At 57.9% G+C, this 14,878-nt stretch carries 14 protein-coding genes; 9 read left to right on the top strand and 5 right to left on the bottom strand.

The genetic code is table 11. The annotated features are described in order from the left end of the window. The first annotated feature begins 72 nt into the window (after nucleotides 1–72). The 3 genes from ACZ89R_RS10295 to ACZ89R_RS10305 all read left to right on the top strand — a co-directional run bounded on the left by ACZ89R_RS10295 (nucleotide 73) and on the right by ACZ89R_RS10305 (nucleotide 2,203). Nucleotides 73–699 carry an alanyl-tRNA editing protein gene (locus ACZ89R_RS10295; RefSeq protein ID WP_429545864.1) on the top strand — a complete coding sequence of 209 codons (627 nt, stop codon included), beginning with the start codon at nucleotides 73–75 and terminating at the stop codon, nucleotides 697–699. Nucleotides 700–792: 93 nt separating this feature from the next. Next, nucleotides 793–1,563 (top strand): 2OG-Fe(II) oxygenase, encoded by a 771-nt coding sequence (locus ACZ89R_RS10300; RefSeq protein ID WP_008070203.1) that lies wholly within the window; start codon nucleotides 793–795, stop codon nucleotides 1,561–1,563. Between the two features lies 1 nt (nucleotide 1,564). Next, nucleotides 1,565–2,203 carry a LysE family translocator gene (locus tag ACZ89R_RS10305; RefSeq protein ID WP_429545863.1) on the top strand — a complete coding sequence of 213 codons (639 nt, stop codon included), beginning with the start codon at nucleotides 1,565–1,567 and terminating at the stop codon, nucleotides 2,201–2,203. Between the two features lie 66 nt (nucleotides 2,204–2,269). On the opposite strand, the gene ACZ89R_RS10310 is transcribed toward ACZ89R_RS10305, so the two are convergent. Both ACZ89R_RS10310 and ACZ89R_RS10315 read right to left on the bottom strand, forming a co-directional pair. After that, complete coding sequence (locus ACZ89R_RS10310; RefSeq protein WP_429545862.1) at nucleotides 2,270–3,511, bottom strand: OprD family porin; 1,242 nt, start codon at nucleotides 3,509–3,511, stop codon at nucleotides 2,270–2,272. A gap of 95 nt (nucleotides 3,512–3,606) precedes the next feature. Beyond that, the gene (locus ACZ89R_RS10315; RefSeq protein WP_367372574.1) at nucleotides 3,607–4,890 is read right to left on the bottom strand and encodes an MFS transporter; all 1,284 of its coding nucleotides are present in this window, start codon (nucleotides 4,888–4,890) and stop codon (nucleotides 3,607–3,609) included. 275 nt (nucleotides 4,891–5,165) lie between these two features. Between ACZ89R_RS10315 and ACZ89R_RS10320 the strand changes: the two genes are divergently transcribed. From ACZ89R_RS10320 to ACZ89R_RS10345, 6 genes are all read left to right on the top strand, one after another. Next, the gene (locus tag ACZ89R_RS10320; RefSeq protein WP_008070207.1) at nucleotides 5,166–6,113 is read left to right on the top strand and encodes a LysR family transcriptional regulator; all 948 of its coding nucleotides are present in this window, start codon (nucleotides 5,166–5,168) and stop codon (nucleotides 6,111–6,113) included. A 91-nt stretch (nucleotides 6,114–6,204) separates the two neighbouring features. After that, nucleotides 6,205–7,008 (top strand): putative hydro-lyase, encoded by an 804-nt coding sequence (locus ACZ89R_RS10325; protein WP_429545861.1) that lies wholly within the window; start codon nucleotides 6,205–6,207, stop codon nucleotides 7,006–7,008. An 82-nt stretch (nucleotides 7,009–7,090) separates the two neighbouring features. Next, nucleotides 7,091–7,648, top strand: coding sequence for a hypothetical protein (locus tag ACZ89R_RS10330; RefSeq protein ID WP_429545860.1), 558 nt, complete (start codon nucleotides 7,091–7,093; stop codon nucleotides 7,646–7,648). A 738-nt stretch (nucleotides 7,649–8,386) separates the two neighbouring features. Further along, on the top strand, nucleotides 8,387–9,610 hold the full coding sequence (locus tag ACZ89R_RS10335; protein ID WP_429545859.1) for a type II and III secretion system protein family protein: 1,224 nt from the start codon (nucleotides 8,387–8,389) through the stop codon (nucleotides 9,608–9,610). Nucleotides 9,611–9,729: 119 nt separating this feature from the next. Beyond that, a complete protein-coding gene (locus tag ACZ89R_RS10340) occupies nucleotides 9,730–10,440 on the top strand; it encodes a tetratricopeptide repeat protein (protein WP_429545858.1) in 711 nt (236 codons plus the stop codon). Nucleotides 10,441–10,458: 18 nt separating this feature from the next. Continuing rightward, complete coding sequence (locus ACZ89R_RS10345) at nucleotides 10,459–10,728, top strand: DUF3613 domain-containing protein (protein ID WP_429545857.1); 270 nt, start codon at nucleotides 10,459–10,461, stop codon at nucleotides 10,726–10,728. 731 nt (nucleotides 10,729–11,459) lie between these two features. On the opposite strand, the gene ACZ89R_RS10350 is transcribed toward ACZ89R_RS10345, so the two are convergent. The 3 genes from ACZ89R_RS10350 to ACZ89R_RS10360 are packed head-to-tail and all read right to left on the bottom strand — an operon-like array spanning nucleotide 11,460 to nucleotide 14,878. After that, nucleotides 11,460–12,422, bottom strand: a complete 963-nt coding sequence (locus tag ACZ89R_RS10350; protein ID WP_429545856.1) for a type II secretion system F family protein — start codon at nucleotides 12,420–12,422, stop codon at nucleotides 11,460–11,462. A 30-nt stretch (nucleotides 12,423–12,452) separates the two neighbouring features. Further along, nucleotides 12,453–13,439 carry a type II secretion system F family protein gene (locus ACZ89R_RS10355; RefSeq protein WP_429545855.1) on the bottom strand — a complete coding sequence of 329 codons (987 nt, stop codon included), beginning with the start codon at nucleotides 13,437–13,439 and terminating at the stop codon, nucleotides 12,453–12,455. Further along, on the bottom strand, nucleotides 13,436–14,878 hold the full coding sequence (locus ACZ89R_RS10360) for a TadA family conjugal transfer-associated ATPase (protein ID WP_429545854.1): 1,443 nt from the start codon (nucleotides 14,876–14,878) through the stop codon (nucleotides 13,436–13,438). The genes ACZ89R_RS10355 and ACZ89R_RS10360 overlap by 4 nt, the downstream gene beginning before the upstream one ends.

Consider the following 14,878-nt stretch of genomic DNA (forward strand, 5'->3'; position numbering starts at 1 on the left):
TGATTGAACGGATTATCACGCAATTCCACGATTCATATAATAAAAATAGAAACTTTAATAAGAGCATGGAATATGACGCTTCGCCTCTTCTTCCATAGTGATGAGCTCAAGGCCAACGTGGAAGTCCTGGAATGCACACCTCAGGAGAACGAATTCGCTGTGGTGCTGCGGGCCACACTGTTTCATCCCCAAGGCGGCGGGCAACCCTGGGATACCGGCTGGATCGGCGAAAGCCAGGTGCTGCGCGTGGTTCAGGATCCGGACCGGATCATCCATTTCGTCGACCACCCGGTAAAACTCGGCATGACCCAGATTCGGGTCGACGAGCAACGCCGCCGGTTCAACACGCGCATGCATTCGGCGGGTCACCTGATTGGTCACTTCGTCCAGGCGATGGGCTGGATGCCGATCAAGGCTCATCACTGGCCCGATGAAGGACGCGTTCAGTTCAAACCGGGTGATAGCGCGCAGGAGGTCGATGCCCAGACGATTCAACACGGCATCACGCAATGGATCGCCCATGACCTGCCGCGCTTGACGTCGTTGCGCGAAGGCGCCCGGGAAATCGGTTTCGGTGAACTGCCCGCCTACGGCTGCGGCGGCACCCATGTACGGAGCCTGAAGGATTTGGGCACGGTCACGATCGCTTCCCTTTCACAGAAAAAAGGAACGCTGTCAGTCCACTACAGCGTGGATTGAGCATTTGGGCGATGTCGGCCCCGTCATCGCCTGACGCCGGGGGGAGTCTGCGTTCGCAGGCTCTGTTGACTATCGATAGATGGACCTAAAGACATGATGCTTGACGTCGAGCGTCTCGATGAGACGTGCATACAAAAACTGGCCAATGAAGAAGTCCTCGCCATCCGCGTCAAGGGCTTGTTGCCTGGGCCGCTGGCGATCCAGATCGGCGACAAGATCCTCGCCCCCGGCTTCGAAGGCTACATCAACGCGCCGAGTATCGGCCGCATTGGCATGGCGTTTTATGAAGCGGAAAACCAGCCGCTGCTGATCGAGGACTATTTCGAGCGCGCCACCAGCAATATCGCCGAGTTGCGCAGCCGTTGTGCGCCCTACTCCTCTCCTGTCGACACGCTGCGCTGCATGCTCGACGAGTCCTGGCCGGCGGGAGCGCACCTGGAAAATCTCTATGGCCGCAAGATGTATGTGGGCCTGTCCCGGGTCGTGAAACCCGGGGTGTGCTTCCTCGCCCATCACGACATTTTCGCCAAGGACGCCCCGGACAGCTTCCAGGCCAGAAGCCTGGAAGCGCAGTTCGCCTGCAACGTCTACCTGAACATGCCGACCGAGGGCGGCGCGTTGCAGATGTGGGACCACGACATTTCTCCGGACCAGTTCGATGAAATGCGTGGCGACAGTTACGGCATCGACCCGGCCTTGCTTGGCCCTCCGACCCTGGAGATTCGTCCTGAGCCGGGTGATTTCATCATGTTCAATTCGCGCTGCATGCACTCGGTGACCCCGGGGGTGGACGATCCGCGATTGAGCCTTTCCTTCTTTGTCGGCTATCGCGGCAATGCTTCACCCCTGACTTTCTGGAGCTGAGATGTTTTCGAATTACCTGGGCGAGTTTCTGGCGCTGGCAACCATCCACTTTCTGGCCGTGGTCGCCCCCGGACCGGACTTCGCCGTGACCATCCGCCAAAGCGTGCGTTTCGGCCGCTTAGTGGGGATTTGCACGGCGCTGGGCATCGGCGCGGGCATTTCCGTGCATGTGCTTTACACCTTGCTCGGCGTCGGTGCGCTAATGCACACCACACCCTGGTTGTTGACGGTGGCCAAGGTTGTGGGGGGGGCCTACATTTTGTACCTCGGCGTGAGCCTGCTGCGCAGCAAACCCAAATCGGCAATTGAAGGCGACAAGGGTGCAGAGGCGTCAACTGAACGGCAGACCTTGTTCAGGGCTTTCAGCACGGGATTTCTGACCAATGCCACTAATCCCAAGGCCACGCTGTTTTTCCTGGCGATCTTCACCACGATCATCAGTGCCACGACACCGCTGCAGATTCAGGCGCTATACGGGCTATGGATGTGTTTCATGAACGCTTTGTGGTTCGTGATCGTGGCGCTGTTCTTTTCCAGCGCCCGGGTGCGATTGCTGTTCATGCGCATGGGGCACTGGTTCGAACGAACCATGGGTGTGATCCTGATTCTGTTCGCTGGCCGGTTGATTCTGTCGATGTAAAAAAAACGGCCCGCGCAGTCTGACTGGCGGGCCGTCGATTCATTGCTTGCTTGATAGCCCAGACATTTACCAAAGCGCCAGGGTATAGCTGACGATCAAGCGATTCTCATCCAGATCATTGCCAAAGTTCGAACGCACCGACGCGTTGCGCCATTTAAAGCCCAAGCCTTTCAAAGTACCGTCCTGCACCACGTAAGCGATATCGGTGTCGCGCTCCCATTCCTTGCCTTCACCCGCAGCACTGCGCTGCACGTTATCCCCCGAGATATAGCGGGTCATAAAGCTCAACCCCGGCACACCCAATGCGGCGAAGTTATAGTCGTAGCGCGTTTGCCAGGAGTGTTCGTCAACGTTGGCGAAGTCATTGATCTGCACGAAGTTGACCAGGTACGGATCGCTGCGGCCGATGTACGGAAACGGATCATCGCCGCTCATGCGCTGGTAGCCGAAGCCCAGCGCGTGGCCGTCGCGACTGTAGGTAAACATCGCACCGAGAGCCTGGTTGTCGAGGTCACGAAAGTTGCCATCTTCAATGCTGCGCGCATAGCGCACGTCGCTCTTGAGCGACTGACCGGCTCCCAGATCCAGCAGGTGGACCAATCCGAGGTAGTTTTGCTGGTAGATATGTTCCAGCTTGCCGTAGCGGTACTGCGCTGTCAGGTTCGGCAGGAATTGATAGTCAGCCCCGACGAACTGGAATTTGTCGCTTTGCCCGCCGATGCGATTGGCAGTCATGTCCTGGTAGTCAGTGGAATCAACAAAGTTGATCTGCGTGAGTTGACCGGCGGTGAGCTTCAAACGGTCTATTTCCTGCACATTGACCAGGCCGCCCTTGAAAGTTGACGGCAACAGGCGACTGTCGTTGGAGTTCACCACCGGATCCTTGATCTGCAACGTCCCCAGCTTCAGAGTGCTCTTGGACAAACGCACTTTGGCGGTCAGGCCCAACTCGCCATAGCGATCCTGCGAGCCGCCTGACAAATCCGGCGGCAACAGATTGGTGCCCGCCGTGCCGCCGCCGGAGTCCAGTTTAAATCCGGCCATACCCAACGCATCCAGACCAAACCCCAGCGTGCCAGCGGTATACCCGGACTCCATCCGCAACAGAAAACCCTGTGCCCATTCCTCGGCTTTGTCTCGCGAGCCGTCCTGGCGGAAATCGCGATTGAAGTAAAAGTTGCGTGCTTCCAGGCTGCCTTTACTGTCGGTAATGAAATCCGCCTGAGCGGCCGGTGCGCCGAGCAAGCTCAACCCGAGCAATGAGCCGACCGGGAGGTACAACCGTTGGGTGGAAAGCGAATAGTTCATGCCTGCTCCTGTTACGGACGCGAGCGAGCCCTCTCGGGGGCGCTGCGATCGCGGCCGATGTTTGTCGATTAGCAATGGATCAGCGACGTCTGGGTTCAGGATTCGAGTTGGCGACCGCGGGTTTCCGGCAGGCTTAACGCGGCCAGAATCACCACGCCATAGGCACCGGCAGCGAAGATTCCGATCCCCGTACCAATCGGCAACGTTTCGCTCAGCGCACCGATGAACAACGGAAACAGCGCCGCAATGGAACGCCCGGCGTTATAGCAAAAGCCCTGGCCCGAACCGCGCATGCGGGTCGGAAACAACTCGGTCAGAAAAGCGCCCATGCCGGCAAAAATGCCCGAAGCGAAGAAACCCAACGGAAAGCCCAGCCAGAGCATCCAGGTGTTGTCGATGGGCAGTTGGGTGTAGGCCAGAACGATCGCCATGGAGCCGACGGCAAACAGGATGAAGTTCTTCTTTCGGCCGATGGCATCGGTCAGCAATGCACTGGTCACATAGCCAATGTAGGAACCGACGATCACCATCGCCAGATAGCCGCCAGTGCCGAGTACGCTCAAGCCGCGCTCGGTTTTCAGGTAAGTCGGCAACCATGTGGTGATCGCGTAATAACCACCCAGCGCGCCAGTGGTCAGCAACGAAGCGCGCAAGGTGGTACTGAGCATCCGAGGTGCGAAGATTTCAAAGAAGGCCCAACGCGAATCCTTTTCAGGCTTGGCCTTGCGCTCAATGCAGGCCTGCTCGAAGGTGTCCGACTCCTTGACCAGCCGGCGGATCACCAATACGAATAGCGCTGGCACCAACCCGATCATGAACAGCGCCCGCCAAGCCTCTTCCGGCGGCAGAAAGCTGAATAATCCGGCATAGAGCAATGCCGTCAGCCCCCACCCCAGCGCCCATCCGGCCTGCACCATGCCCACTGCCTTGCCGCGATCCTGGGAGCGAATCACCTCGCCAATCAGCACCGCACCCGCAGTCCATTCACCACCGAAGCCAAAGCCCATCAAAGTCCGGGCCACCAGTAGTTGCTCGTAGTTCTGTGCCAGTCCGCAGAGGAAAGTGAAGAAGGCGAACCACAGCACCGTCAGTTGCAAGGTGCGCACCCGACCGATGCGGTCGGACAGTATTCCGGCGATCCAGCCACCCGCTGCCGAGGCCAGCAGCGTACAAGTGCCAATCATCCCGGCATCGCCCTTGGAGATGCCCCAGGTTGCGATCAGGGTCGGAATGACGAAACTGAGCATCTGTGTGTCCATGCCATCCAGGGCATAGCCGATCTTGCAACTCCAGAAGGTACGCTTTTCATTTTTCGACAGGGGGCCGTACCAACTGAACGGGCCGGTGCGGCCCGAACCTGAAAGCACGTGGTCAGTCATGGTCTTTTCCATGGGAGTTCCTGCGGCAGCAAGCGAAGATGACGGACACGCCTCATTATTTTTTTGTGAAGGCGTTGTCGTGGGGGGCAGACGCAGTGGCTGCGTCGTGGAGCGGATTCTTCGCGCCAAGGCCAAACTGCGTCAAACGGGAAAAAAACGAGGTTATGCATAAGAAAATTTGATACCCCCGGCGACAAACTCTGGAGTAACAATTACTGCCCCCCCACCACGGTTCTCTGTGGAAAAACAGTGAACGCCCCACCACGAGAACCGCCATGAACCTCAAATTTCTCGAAACCTTCGTCTGGGTCGCACGCCTGCAAAGCTTCAGCCTTACCGCAGAGAAAATGTTCAGCACTCAGGCGGCTATCTCCAGCCGCATTGCCTCGCTGGAAGAAGAGTTGGGCCTGCGTTTGTTCGTGCGCGATTCGCGCGGGGTATCGCTAACGCTGGAAGGCCTCAAGGTGCTCGACTACGCCGAGCAGATGCTCGAAGTTCAGCGAGCGTTGAAACACTCACTGGATAACACCAACCCGCAACAGGGCCTGGTGCGCATCGGTGTGATGGATACGGTGATCCACACCTGGCTCAGCCCGTTGATGTCGACCTTGATGCAGACCTTCCCCGCCGTGGAAATCGAGATCACGGCCGACGCCGCACGCAATCTGTGCGATCAGCTGCAAAAGGGCTATCTGGACATCGTGTTCCAGACGGACCTGATCCGCCACGAAAGTGTGCGCAACCTCGAACTGGCGCACTACCCCATGCACTGGATCGCCGCCAGTAACTCAATCTATGCCCGCCCCTATGCCTCACTGGCCGAAATGGCCAGTGAGCGCATCATCACCTTCGTCAAAAACTCCCGGCCGCATCAGGATGTACTCAACCTGCTGCACGCCCATGGCATCAGCACGCCACGCGTCAGTTGCGTCAACTCGGTGTCGGCCATGACCCGGCTGATTCGTGACGGCTTCGGTATTGGCGCCTTGCCGGCCGCGCTGGTGGCCAAGCCCTTGGCCAGCGGCGAGCTGATTCAGCTGGAACCAGGCACTCGCTTGCCGCAGCTGGATGTCGTGGCTTCATGGCGCGCCGGCGTCGGCCTGGAATTGATCGAGAGCATCGTCGACATGAGCCGCCAGGTAGTCTCTCAATACGCTGCGGATGTCGGCCCGCTTCGAATGGTTCCGGCACCCGGTCTCAACAGCCGACGGTCCCTTGAATAACTTTTAGTTGTCGGGGGGTAACAACATTCCTGGTTGGACGCCATCGTCATGGTTTTCTAAAAAGGGTCATCGCCCCTGAAGAGATGCCGTGATGAGCCAACCCACCCTGTCGTTCGAACAACTGAAGCACAGCGTTCCACTGGCCCTGCGCCAATGCATCGCTGCCGGACAATATCGGGGCCACACCAGCGGCCTGGCCCAAGGTCGGGTGCAAGCCAATATCGTGATTCTGCCCAATGATTGGGCTAACGAGTTTCTGCGGTATTGCACGCTCAATCGTCAGGCTTGCCCGGTGCTCGACGTTACCGCCCCCGGTGATCCGTATTTTCGCAATCTCGGCACAGCCATTGATATCCGTCACGAGGTGTCCCGATACAGGGTCTATCGCCATGGCGAACTGAGCGAAGAACCGTCGGATATCGAGCATTTGTGGCAGGACGATCTGGTGGCCTTCGCCATCGGTTGCTCGTTCTCCTTCGAACAACCGCTGCTGGATGCCGGCATCGCCCTCAGGCACATCGATCTGGGGCGCAATGTCGCCATGTACCGGACGAACATAGACACCCGCCCTACCGCTCGCCTGAGCGGCAAGCTGGTGGTGAGCATGCGCCCGATGAAGGCCGCCGCGGCGATCCAGGCGATCCAGATCACCGCACGCATGCCCAACGTCCACGGCGCGCCTGTGCACATCGGTGATCCGGCGCTGATCGGCATCGATTCACTAAGCAGCCCGGACTACGGAGATGCCGTGTCAGTCGAAGCCGACGAAATCCCGGTATTCTGGGCCTGCGGTGTGACCCCGCAATCGGTGGTGCAAACTTCACGTCCACCGCTGTGCATCACCCATGCTCCCGGCTGCATGCTGGTAACGGATGTGTGGAATAGCGCTTTGTAAATGAGGGCGGGCTCGCGTGGCATAGTAACGTGAGCCTCGGATAAGGATGTTCTCAACCTGATAGGGATTCGACGGACAAACAATGAACACTGCTCAGCTATCGATTCAACAGTACATAAAAGCCAAGGACAGTAATCGCCCACATTTGTTGCGCCAGGCCTTTGCGCCAGACGCGATACTGGACATGGTCGTGCACACCGGATCTATCTCGTTTCCACCCCACGTTGAAGGCCTCGGATCTATCGGCGATGTACTCGTCAGGCGATTCGGCCAGACTTTCGAAAACGTCTATACCTTTTGTCTGGGACGTCCACCTGAACCGCAGGCCAAAACATTCCAGTGCAAATGGCTGGTCGGCATGTCCGACAAGAGCTGCGGCGAAGGCCGAGTCGGTTGCGGTCTGTATGAGTGGCAGTTCAACCCCGAGTCAGGGCTTGTCGAGAGGCTCACTATCACCATTGAGCACATGAAAACCCTGCCAGCGACTGATCTGCACTGCATCATGGAGTGGGTATCGCATCTGGATTACCCATGGTGCAGTTCGCAAGCGTTAGTGAGCAATGCTCCTGACATAGACACGCTTGAAGAGGTGATCCAGTACCTTACGGCCAATACGCCAACCTGCACCTCGCAGGTGTAGAGCTACACAATCAGTCGTATTCAGCTTCCTTGTAATATCCCCTCAGACGCCATTGTTAGGTTTGGTCTGCATTCGAAAAGTACAAACCGACTCGCCTGATAAACGCCACTCAATGAGTGGCGTTTTTGTGAAATATGCAGCGCAAAACCCAAAGAAAAACTCGCAGGACCGTAAAGCACCCCTTATTTCATCAGCATCCAGCGCAATACCAATGATTGCGCGGCCTGACCGTGGCTTTCAGAAAAAAACCAGTATCTGTATCGAAAGTTTTCGTTCAAAGCATGGCGCTTTGCCTTGGTTGAACTACCTTTCAAACAAGAAGAAGACATAACGGTTCGAAATGCCACGTTAGGTTCAGCGATCAGATAGCGGATTGGCAAAAGGAGTTACCTCACTATGATCCTGACAAGCGTTTTCCGGCTCAGTGCGTTAATTGCCGGTTGCTTTTTAGGGGAGTCAGGTCGGCGCAAAGTGCCGTCTTTAGCTGCTGTCGAGCCTGCGCATATCGTTCGGGTTGACAGCCTTGGCATCTGGATCACTAAAAACCGTTATAGCGAAGGTCGCTCGCCGTTCAGTCAGAACAGCGTATTGCAGCTGCTTGCATGTAGCACCAAGGAATATTGCCGGGGCCATTAGTCAGGGGTCTGGCGGGGTAGAGGGCCGACCGAGGCCCCTTGTAGTGATCCGAGGCAACCTGGTTTTGCCTCAAAGATGGCCTATTCAGCGAGGATGCACTTAATGAGCTATCGTACCGTGCCCGCTTTCAAGCGAATTATCCATGGTCTGTTCTGGATGGGCCTTGGTGTGGATGCGGCTCAGGCCGCGGCGGCCAATTGTTCGCAGTTGGATAACTTACCGGCAACGTTCGAGGTCGGTCAGGGACTTCAGAACGAACTGCGCGTCCCCGTCCCGGTGACGCAACTGGCGGTAGGCGATCCGAAGATTGCCGACGTGCAACCCAGCGGCAGCAACGCCTTCATACTCACGGGACTCGCGCCAGGGGCCACCAGCCTGATGGTCTGGACCGCCTGTTCGAAAGAGCCGCGCCAAAGCATGGTGTTCGTCAAGGGCAAGGCCACCGCGGCGCTGACCAGCGTGTCGACGGTGCCCTCCGAAGACCCGCTGTTGCCGATCCAGGTGCAAACCGACATCCGCTTCGTTGAAGTCAGCCGGACCAAACTCAAGGAAGCCAATGCCTCGATTTTTGGCCGCCAGGGCAACTTCTTGTTCGGCTCGCCGAGAACCTTTCCCACCATCGACGGCATTGTCACGCCGTCGGTGCCGGTGAACAACGACATGTTCAACTTCGCTTTTGCGTCCAGCGATACGCTGGTGTCGATCAACGCACTGGAAGGCAGCGGTTTCGCCTACACCCTGGCACGGCCAAGCCTGGTCGCGCTCAGCGGGCAGAGTGCGAGCTTCCTGGCCGGTGGTGAGGTGCCGATTCCAGTGCCCAGTTCAGGCAGCGATAACGTGTCCATCGAGTACAAGGAATTCGGTATCCGCCTGACCCTGACGCCGACCATCATCGGGAAAAACCGTATCGCGCTGAAGGTGGCACCGGAAGTCAGTGAACTGGACTTCTCCAACGCCGTGAGCATCGCCGGTACCATTGTTCCTGCGCTGACCATTCGACGTACCGACACCAGCATCTCCCTGGCCGACGGCGAAAGCTTCGTCATCAGCGGCCTGATCAGCACCCGCAACAGTTCCCAGGTGAACAAGTTTCCGGGGTTGGGCGATATCCCGATTCTGGGCGCGTTCTTCCGCGACAACAGCATCAACCGTGAAGAGCGTGAACTGCTGATGATCGTTACTCCGCATCTGGTCCAGCCACTGGCTGCCAACGCAAAACTGCCGTCATTGCCTGGCGAACAGCTGCGCAATTACGACCCGAACTTCTACCGCATGTTCTTCCTCGAAAATGGCGATTTCGACAGTCGCTCCGGGCTTTCGCAATGAGCCAGAGCCTGAATCAGACTTGCCTCGCCCTCATTCGTAACGGTGACCTTGAGCGCTTGCCGGGCCAGCTTTCTTGCCATTGGCCAGATGTTCAACGTGTTGTAGCCAAAGGACATTCGATGAAAGCAGTCATTGCAGTCATGGCGACATTAATGCTCGCAGGTTGTGCCACTAATGGTTTGTCTTCGCGACCGGCTATCTGTGCCAAGCCCGATTCGGAACAAGAGTTGGCCCTGAGTCTGGCCGACAACATGGCCAACGATGGCCGTTTGTATGCCAGCCTGGCGAATCTGGAAGGTTTGCCCGAGAACCTGGTTCAGGTTCGCCTGCGCAAGGCTCGGGTGCTGCGCTTGATGGGGCGTAACGAGGCGGGGCCGTTGTATCAAAGCTTGCTCGGCACCTGTCTGGCCGCCGACGGGGAACATGGCCTGGGCCAATTGGCCGCGGCCAAAAATGATTACGCCAACGCTACCACTCACCTTGAGCGTGCGGTGAAGATGGCCCCCACTGACGAAAGGATGCGCAATGACCTGGGGGTGGTCTACCTCAATCAGCGACGGATCCCTGAAGCACGCTTTGAGTTCATGACCGCCATGGAGCTCAAACAGTCCAATTCACTGGCGGCACTCAATATGGTGACGCTGCTGATCTATCAGGATAACTGGAAGGCAGCTTCCGAACTCGCGAACCGTGCCAGCTTGAGTCCCCAGCAAATCGCCGAGGCTCAAAGCCGCGCGGAAAAACTCAAGGCCTCCGCAAAAAAAGTGGCGGCTTCGCAGGGCAATCGCAAGACTGAGGTAGCCGCTGCCTCATCCAGTGCGACCAAGTAAAACGTACGAGGAGTCGAGATGAATACCAAGAGGCTGTTGATCGTGTGCATGGCTTGCCTGTCCACCAGTGCCTGGGCTATTGAACCGGGTCCCTCTTCGAAGGAGCAAAAAGGCACCGAGCAGTGGTTGGTGTTACAGAGTCGCGGTGTAGTTGCCTCTCCTAAACTGCAAACCGCTTCGGCCACCGAACGTGACCTGGCCATGCAGCGTTGGCTGAACAGCTTCAACTACCCGATTCCGGAGTTTTTTGACCAGGATGCAGCGGGTGAAATGACCACCGGCAACTGAGGCACGTCAATGAGTGATCAGCCTCTGGCGTCGTTCAGAGTGGCCTGGCTGCAAAGCCGGGCTAGACGTCGTGTGCAGGAAAGCATTGGCATCTACAAATGATCCCGCTTGGCCGGATTACCCTGTAGGAGCTGCCGCAGGCTGCGATCTTTTGCTCTTCAGCGATTCCACGGCCATCAAAATCAAAAGATCGCAGGCTTCGCCAGCTCCTACGCTTGACCGCGGTGCTCCTTAAAGGAGTGCCTGGCAACCATCGCTTACGCCTTGACCAGCCTGTCACAGAGCCTATCGCGACAATCAGCGCCCGGTCGTGATGAACAGATATACGCAAATCCCTGTAGGAGCTGCCGCAGGCTGCGAGCTTTTGCTCTTCAGCGATTCCACGGCCATCAAAATCAAAAGATCGCAGGCTTCGCCAGCTCCTACGCTTGACCGCGGTGCTCCTTAAAGGAGTGCCTGGCAACCATCGCTTACGCCTTGACCAGCCTGTCACAGAGCCTATCGCGACAATCAGCGCCCGGTCGTGATGAACAGATATACGCAAATCCCTGTAGGAGCTGCCGCAGGCTGCGAGCTTTTGATTCAAAGGCCTGGGCAACGAATTGCCTGCCAGAAAAATCAAAAAATCGCAGCCTGCGGCAACGCCTACAGGGATGTGTGGAGCTGGAAGGAAAGTGCAGATCAGACTCGGGCGGCAAGGCCATCGTACTCGACAGCCTCCGCCCGTTATTTCACCCGAATGCTCTCATCACACCGATCAAGGCAGGGCCGATGGCGACCAGGAAGAAGCTCGGCCACAGGCAGAAAATCAGCGGGAATATCAGCTTGGTACCGATTTTCGCCCCTGCCTCTTCGGCAGCCTGCATACGCCGGTCACGGAACTCATCGGCATAGATGCGCAGGGTATCGGCCACGCTGGTACCGAAGCGAATACTCTGCGCCAACAGGCTGACCAACCCTTGTACATCATCCAGCCCAGTGCGTACGGCCAGCTGCTTGAGCGCCTCGGTACTGGAAATGCCTGCGCGGATTTGCGCATTGACCAGGGCCAGTTCTTCAGCCAGTTCAACCTGACTGACCGACATTTCTTCGGCCACTCGCTCGATGGTCGTGGGCAGGGCCAGGCCTGACTCCACGCACACCACCATCAGGTCCAGTGCATCCGGAAACGCGGCGCGCAGTCGGTTTTGACGCGCCTGCTTGCGCTTGCCAACGTACAGGGCCGGCAGCAGCCATCCGATACCCGCCATCATGACCACCAACAGCAGACCAATGGTCAGCGAAATCTTGGGGATCAATGGCAATAGCAGCAATGCAACGCCAAACAACAACAGCGGCAACATCAAACGCACCGCCCAGTACATCTGCACCGCCGAAGCAGAACGGTAACCCGCATGCGTCAACAGGGTCTGGGTGGCGGATGCCTGAGCCGATTCGCTCGAGGCAAAGCGCTGACCGACCCGCTCCAGCAACAGTTGCAGATTACCTGGAGCTTCCTGCCCGGTCGTATTGCCTAAATGACCACGCTTGATCAACGCCAGACGACGCTGCACCGGGTCTTGAAGGCCCAGCATCAGCAAGATCACGGCGACCACCGCCAGCACCGTACTGACACCAATGGCGCCGAGAAACAACAGGCGCCCCATCTCCTCGTTCCCCGTGACACGACTGAACAACCCGAGTAAAAAGTCCATGAACTGTACCTCCCGGTAGCGAATACCGCTTTAAACCTGAATCCGGATGATTTTTTTTATCCAGAAAATCCCGATCAACATGGCGCAGAAAGCCCCGATGATCAGCTTATGGCCCATGGGGTCATTGAGCAGAACCGGCAAGTAAGTGGGGCTTGTAACGATGATTGCGATCGCCAGCACGAAGGGAATGGCCACCAGTATCCAGGCCGACATCCGCCCTTCGGCCGACAGGGTTTTGATCTTGCGCTGGAAGCGATAACGCCCGCGAATCAGCCGGCTCAAACGCTCCAGCACCTCGGTCAGGTTGCCGCCGGTCTCGCGATGGATAAGGATCGAGGTCACCAGCATCATCACCGTCATGCTTGGCATACGCTCGAGCAGGCCGAGCATGGCGCGGCGTACATCGTTGCCATAGTTGATGTCGGCGAAGGTCAGGCCGAACTCATGAGCGACGGCGCCCTTGTGCTCTTCGGCGACCAGGCGCAGGGTTTCGTTGAACGGGTGCCCGGCACGCAGGGCCCGGCACATGGCATCCAGCGCATCCGGCAGGCCTTCCTCGAACTCAGCGAAGCGTTTGCCCCGGTCACGAGAAATTTTCAGCAGGGGTAACCAGAACACCCCGAAGCCCGCCAAGAGCGCCATCCACCAGACTGCCGAAATCATCCAGATCGAGATAGCCGCACAAACGCCCAGGAACAGCCCGAGCAACAGCACCCGATAAGCCCGGTATTCGTGGCCACCCTGCTCGATCACCTGGGTCAGGCTCGCCATAAACGGCAACTGCTCGAGCATGGATTCCAGCGGCGACAAACGCGTCAGGTATTTCTGCCGCAACACCGTCTGCATGTTGGGCAAATTATTGGCTTTCTCCAGCACATGCAGACGACCGCGGATGCGCTTGCGCATCTTGCCGGCCTCGCCGAACACCGGCACCACCACGCCCTGGGACAAAAGGAACACGGCGATAAACACCATGCCGAGGAACATCAGAATGAATTCACTGGGAATATTGTTCATGACTGCCGTGCCTCCATCCACTCAGGCCTGAACATCGTCAGCGGCAACTCGATACCGCGCTTGGCCAGCACATCGCGGAAGGCCGGGATCATGCCGCTGGGGCGATAATCGCCAAGCACCTCACCGTTTTCACCCATGCCTTGACGCGCAAAGGAGAAGATTTCGGTCATGGTGATAATCTCGCCTTCCATGCCGTTGATCTCTTGGACGCTGACCAGGCGGCGCTTGCCGTCCTCCTGACGTTCCAGCTGGATCACCACATCGATGGCCGACGCGATCTGCTGCCGCATGGCCTTGATCGGGAAAGTCGCCCCGGTCATCGACACCATGTTTTCGATTCGGCCCAACGCATCACGCGCGGTGTTGGCGTGAATGGTGGTCAACGAGCCGTCGTGGCCGGTGTTCATCGCCGTCAGCATGTCCAGCGCCTCGGCGCCGCGCACTTCGCCGATGACAATGCGGTCTGGGCGCATCCGCAAACTGTTGCGCACCAACTCCCGCTGACTCACCTCGCCTCGCCCCTCGATATTCGAAGGCCGGGTTTCCAGGCGCACCACGTGGGGTTGCTGCAGTTGCAGTTCAGCCGAGTCTTCGATGGTGACAATCCGCTCGTTTTGCGGAATGAAACTGGACAGCACATTGAGCATGGTGGTCTTGCCGCTGCCGGTACCGCCGGAGATCAACACGTTCAAGCGTCCACGGACAATCGCCTTGAGCAGCAGGGCAATGGCCGGGGTCAACGTCCCCACCGAGATCAGGCTGTCGGTATTGAGCAGGTCCACCGCAAAGCGGCGAATCGACATGCTCGGGCCGTCGATCGCCAGTGGCGGGATAATTGCGTTGACCCGCGAACCGTCCTTGAGCCGGGCGTCCACCAATGGCGAGGACTCGTCGATACGCCGACCCAGGCTGGAAACGATGCGGTCGATGATGTTCAGCAAATGCTGATCATCGCGAAAGCGCACATCGGTCCGTTGCAGTTTGCCGAAGCGCTCGACATAGACCGAGGCAAAGCCATTGACCAGAATGTCCGACACGCTGTGATCGGCCAGCAACGGTTCCAGGGGACCCAAGCCAAGCACTTCGTCTGTGATTTGCTTGATGATCAACTGGCGGCTGGCAGAACTCACCGGCGCCGAATGCTCATCGAGCAAGCGCTGGCAAATATCGCGAATCTGCCGCGTGGCCTCGGCCTGTTCAAGGGAGTCCAGCAAGGACAGGTCCATGACCTTGAGCAACTGCTGATAGATCTTTTCCCGCCATTCGGCTTCCACCGGGGTGACTTGGCTTCTGGTTTCGTAAAGAACGTCCGGCGCTGCACGCTCCCACGCCATTATTTCCTCTGCCGGGTCCAGCAGGTCGTCGCCCAGCTGAGCAGCCGACGAAGCGGCGGGTTTACCGGACTGTTTGCGCAAGCGGTTACGAAAGTCGCTGATCAT

Source organism: Pseudomonas sp. TE3728 (assembly GCF_056279145.1).

Coding starts and splice junctions, on each gene's coding strand:
- ACZ89R_RS10320 (WP_008070207.1), top strand. CDS start 5,166: ATGAACCTCAAATTTCTCGAAACCTTCGTCTGGGTCGCACGCCTGCAA.
- ACZ89R_RS10310 (WP_429545862.1), bottom strand. CDS start 3,511: ATGAACTATTCGCTTTCCACCCAACGGTTGTACCTCCCGGTCGGCTCA.
- ACZ89R_RS10360 (WP_429545854.1), bottom strand. CDS start 14,878: ATGATCAGCGACTTTCGTAACCGCTTGCGCAAACAGTCCGGTAAACCC.
- ACZ89R_RS10305 (WP_429545863.1), top strand. CDS start 1,565: ATGTTTTCGAATTACCTGGGCGAGTTTCTGGCGCTGGCAACCATCCAC.
- ACZ89R_RS10335 (WP_429545859.1), top strand. CDS start 8,387: ATGAGCTATCGTACCGTGCCCGCTTTCAAGCGAATTATCCATGGTCTG.
- ACZ89R_RS10315 (WP_367372574.1), bottom strand. CDS start 4,890: ATGACTGACCACGTGCTTTCAGGTTCGGGCCGCACCGGCCCGTTCAGT.
- ACZ89R_RS10340 (WP_429545858.1), top strand. CDS start 9,730: ATGAAAGCAGTCATTGCAGTCATGGCGACATTAATGCTCGCAGGTTGT.
- ACZ89R_RS10345 (WP_429545857.1), top strand. CDS start 10,459: ATGAATACCAAGAGGCTGTTGATCGTGTGCATGGCTTGCCTGTCCACC.
- ACZ89R_RS10355 (WP_429545855.1), bottom strand. CDS start 13,439: ATGAACAATATTCCCAGTGAATTCATTCTGATGTTCCTCGGCATGGTG.
- ACZ89R_RS10350 (WP_429545856.1), bottom strand. CDS start 12,422: ATGGACTTTTTACTCGGGTTGTTCAGTCGTGTCACGGGGAACGAGGAG.
- ACZ89R_RS10325 (WP_429545861.1), top strand. CDS start 6,205: ATGAGCCAACCCACCCTGTCGTTCGAACAACTGAAGCACAGCGTTCCA.
- ACZ89R_RS10300 (WP_008070203.1), top strand. CDS start 793: ATGATGCTTGACGTCGAGCGTCTCGATGAGACGTGCATACAAAAACTG.
- ACZ89R_RS10330 (WP_429545860.1), top strand. CDS start 7,091: ATGAACACTGCTCAGCTATCGATTCAACAGTACATAAAAGCCAAGGAC.
- ACZ89R_RS10295 (WP_429545864.1), top strand. CDS start 73: ATGACGCTTCGCCTCTTCTTCCATAGTGATGAGCTCAAGGCCAACGTG.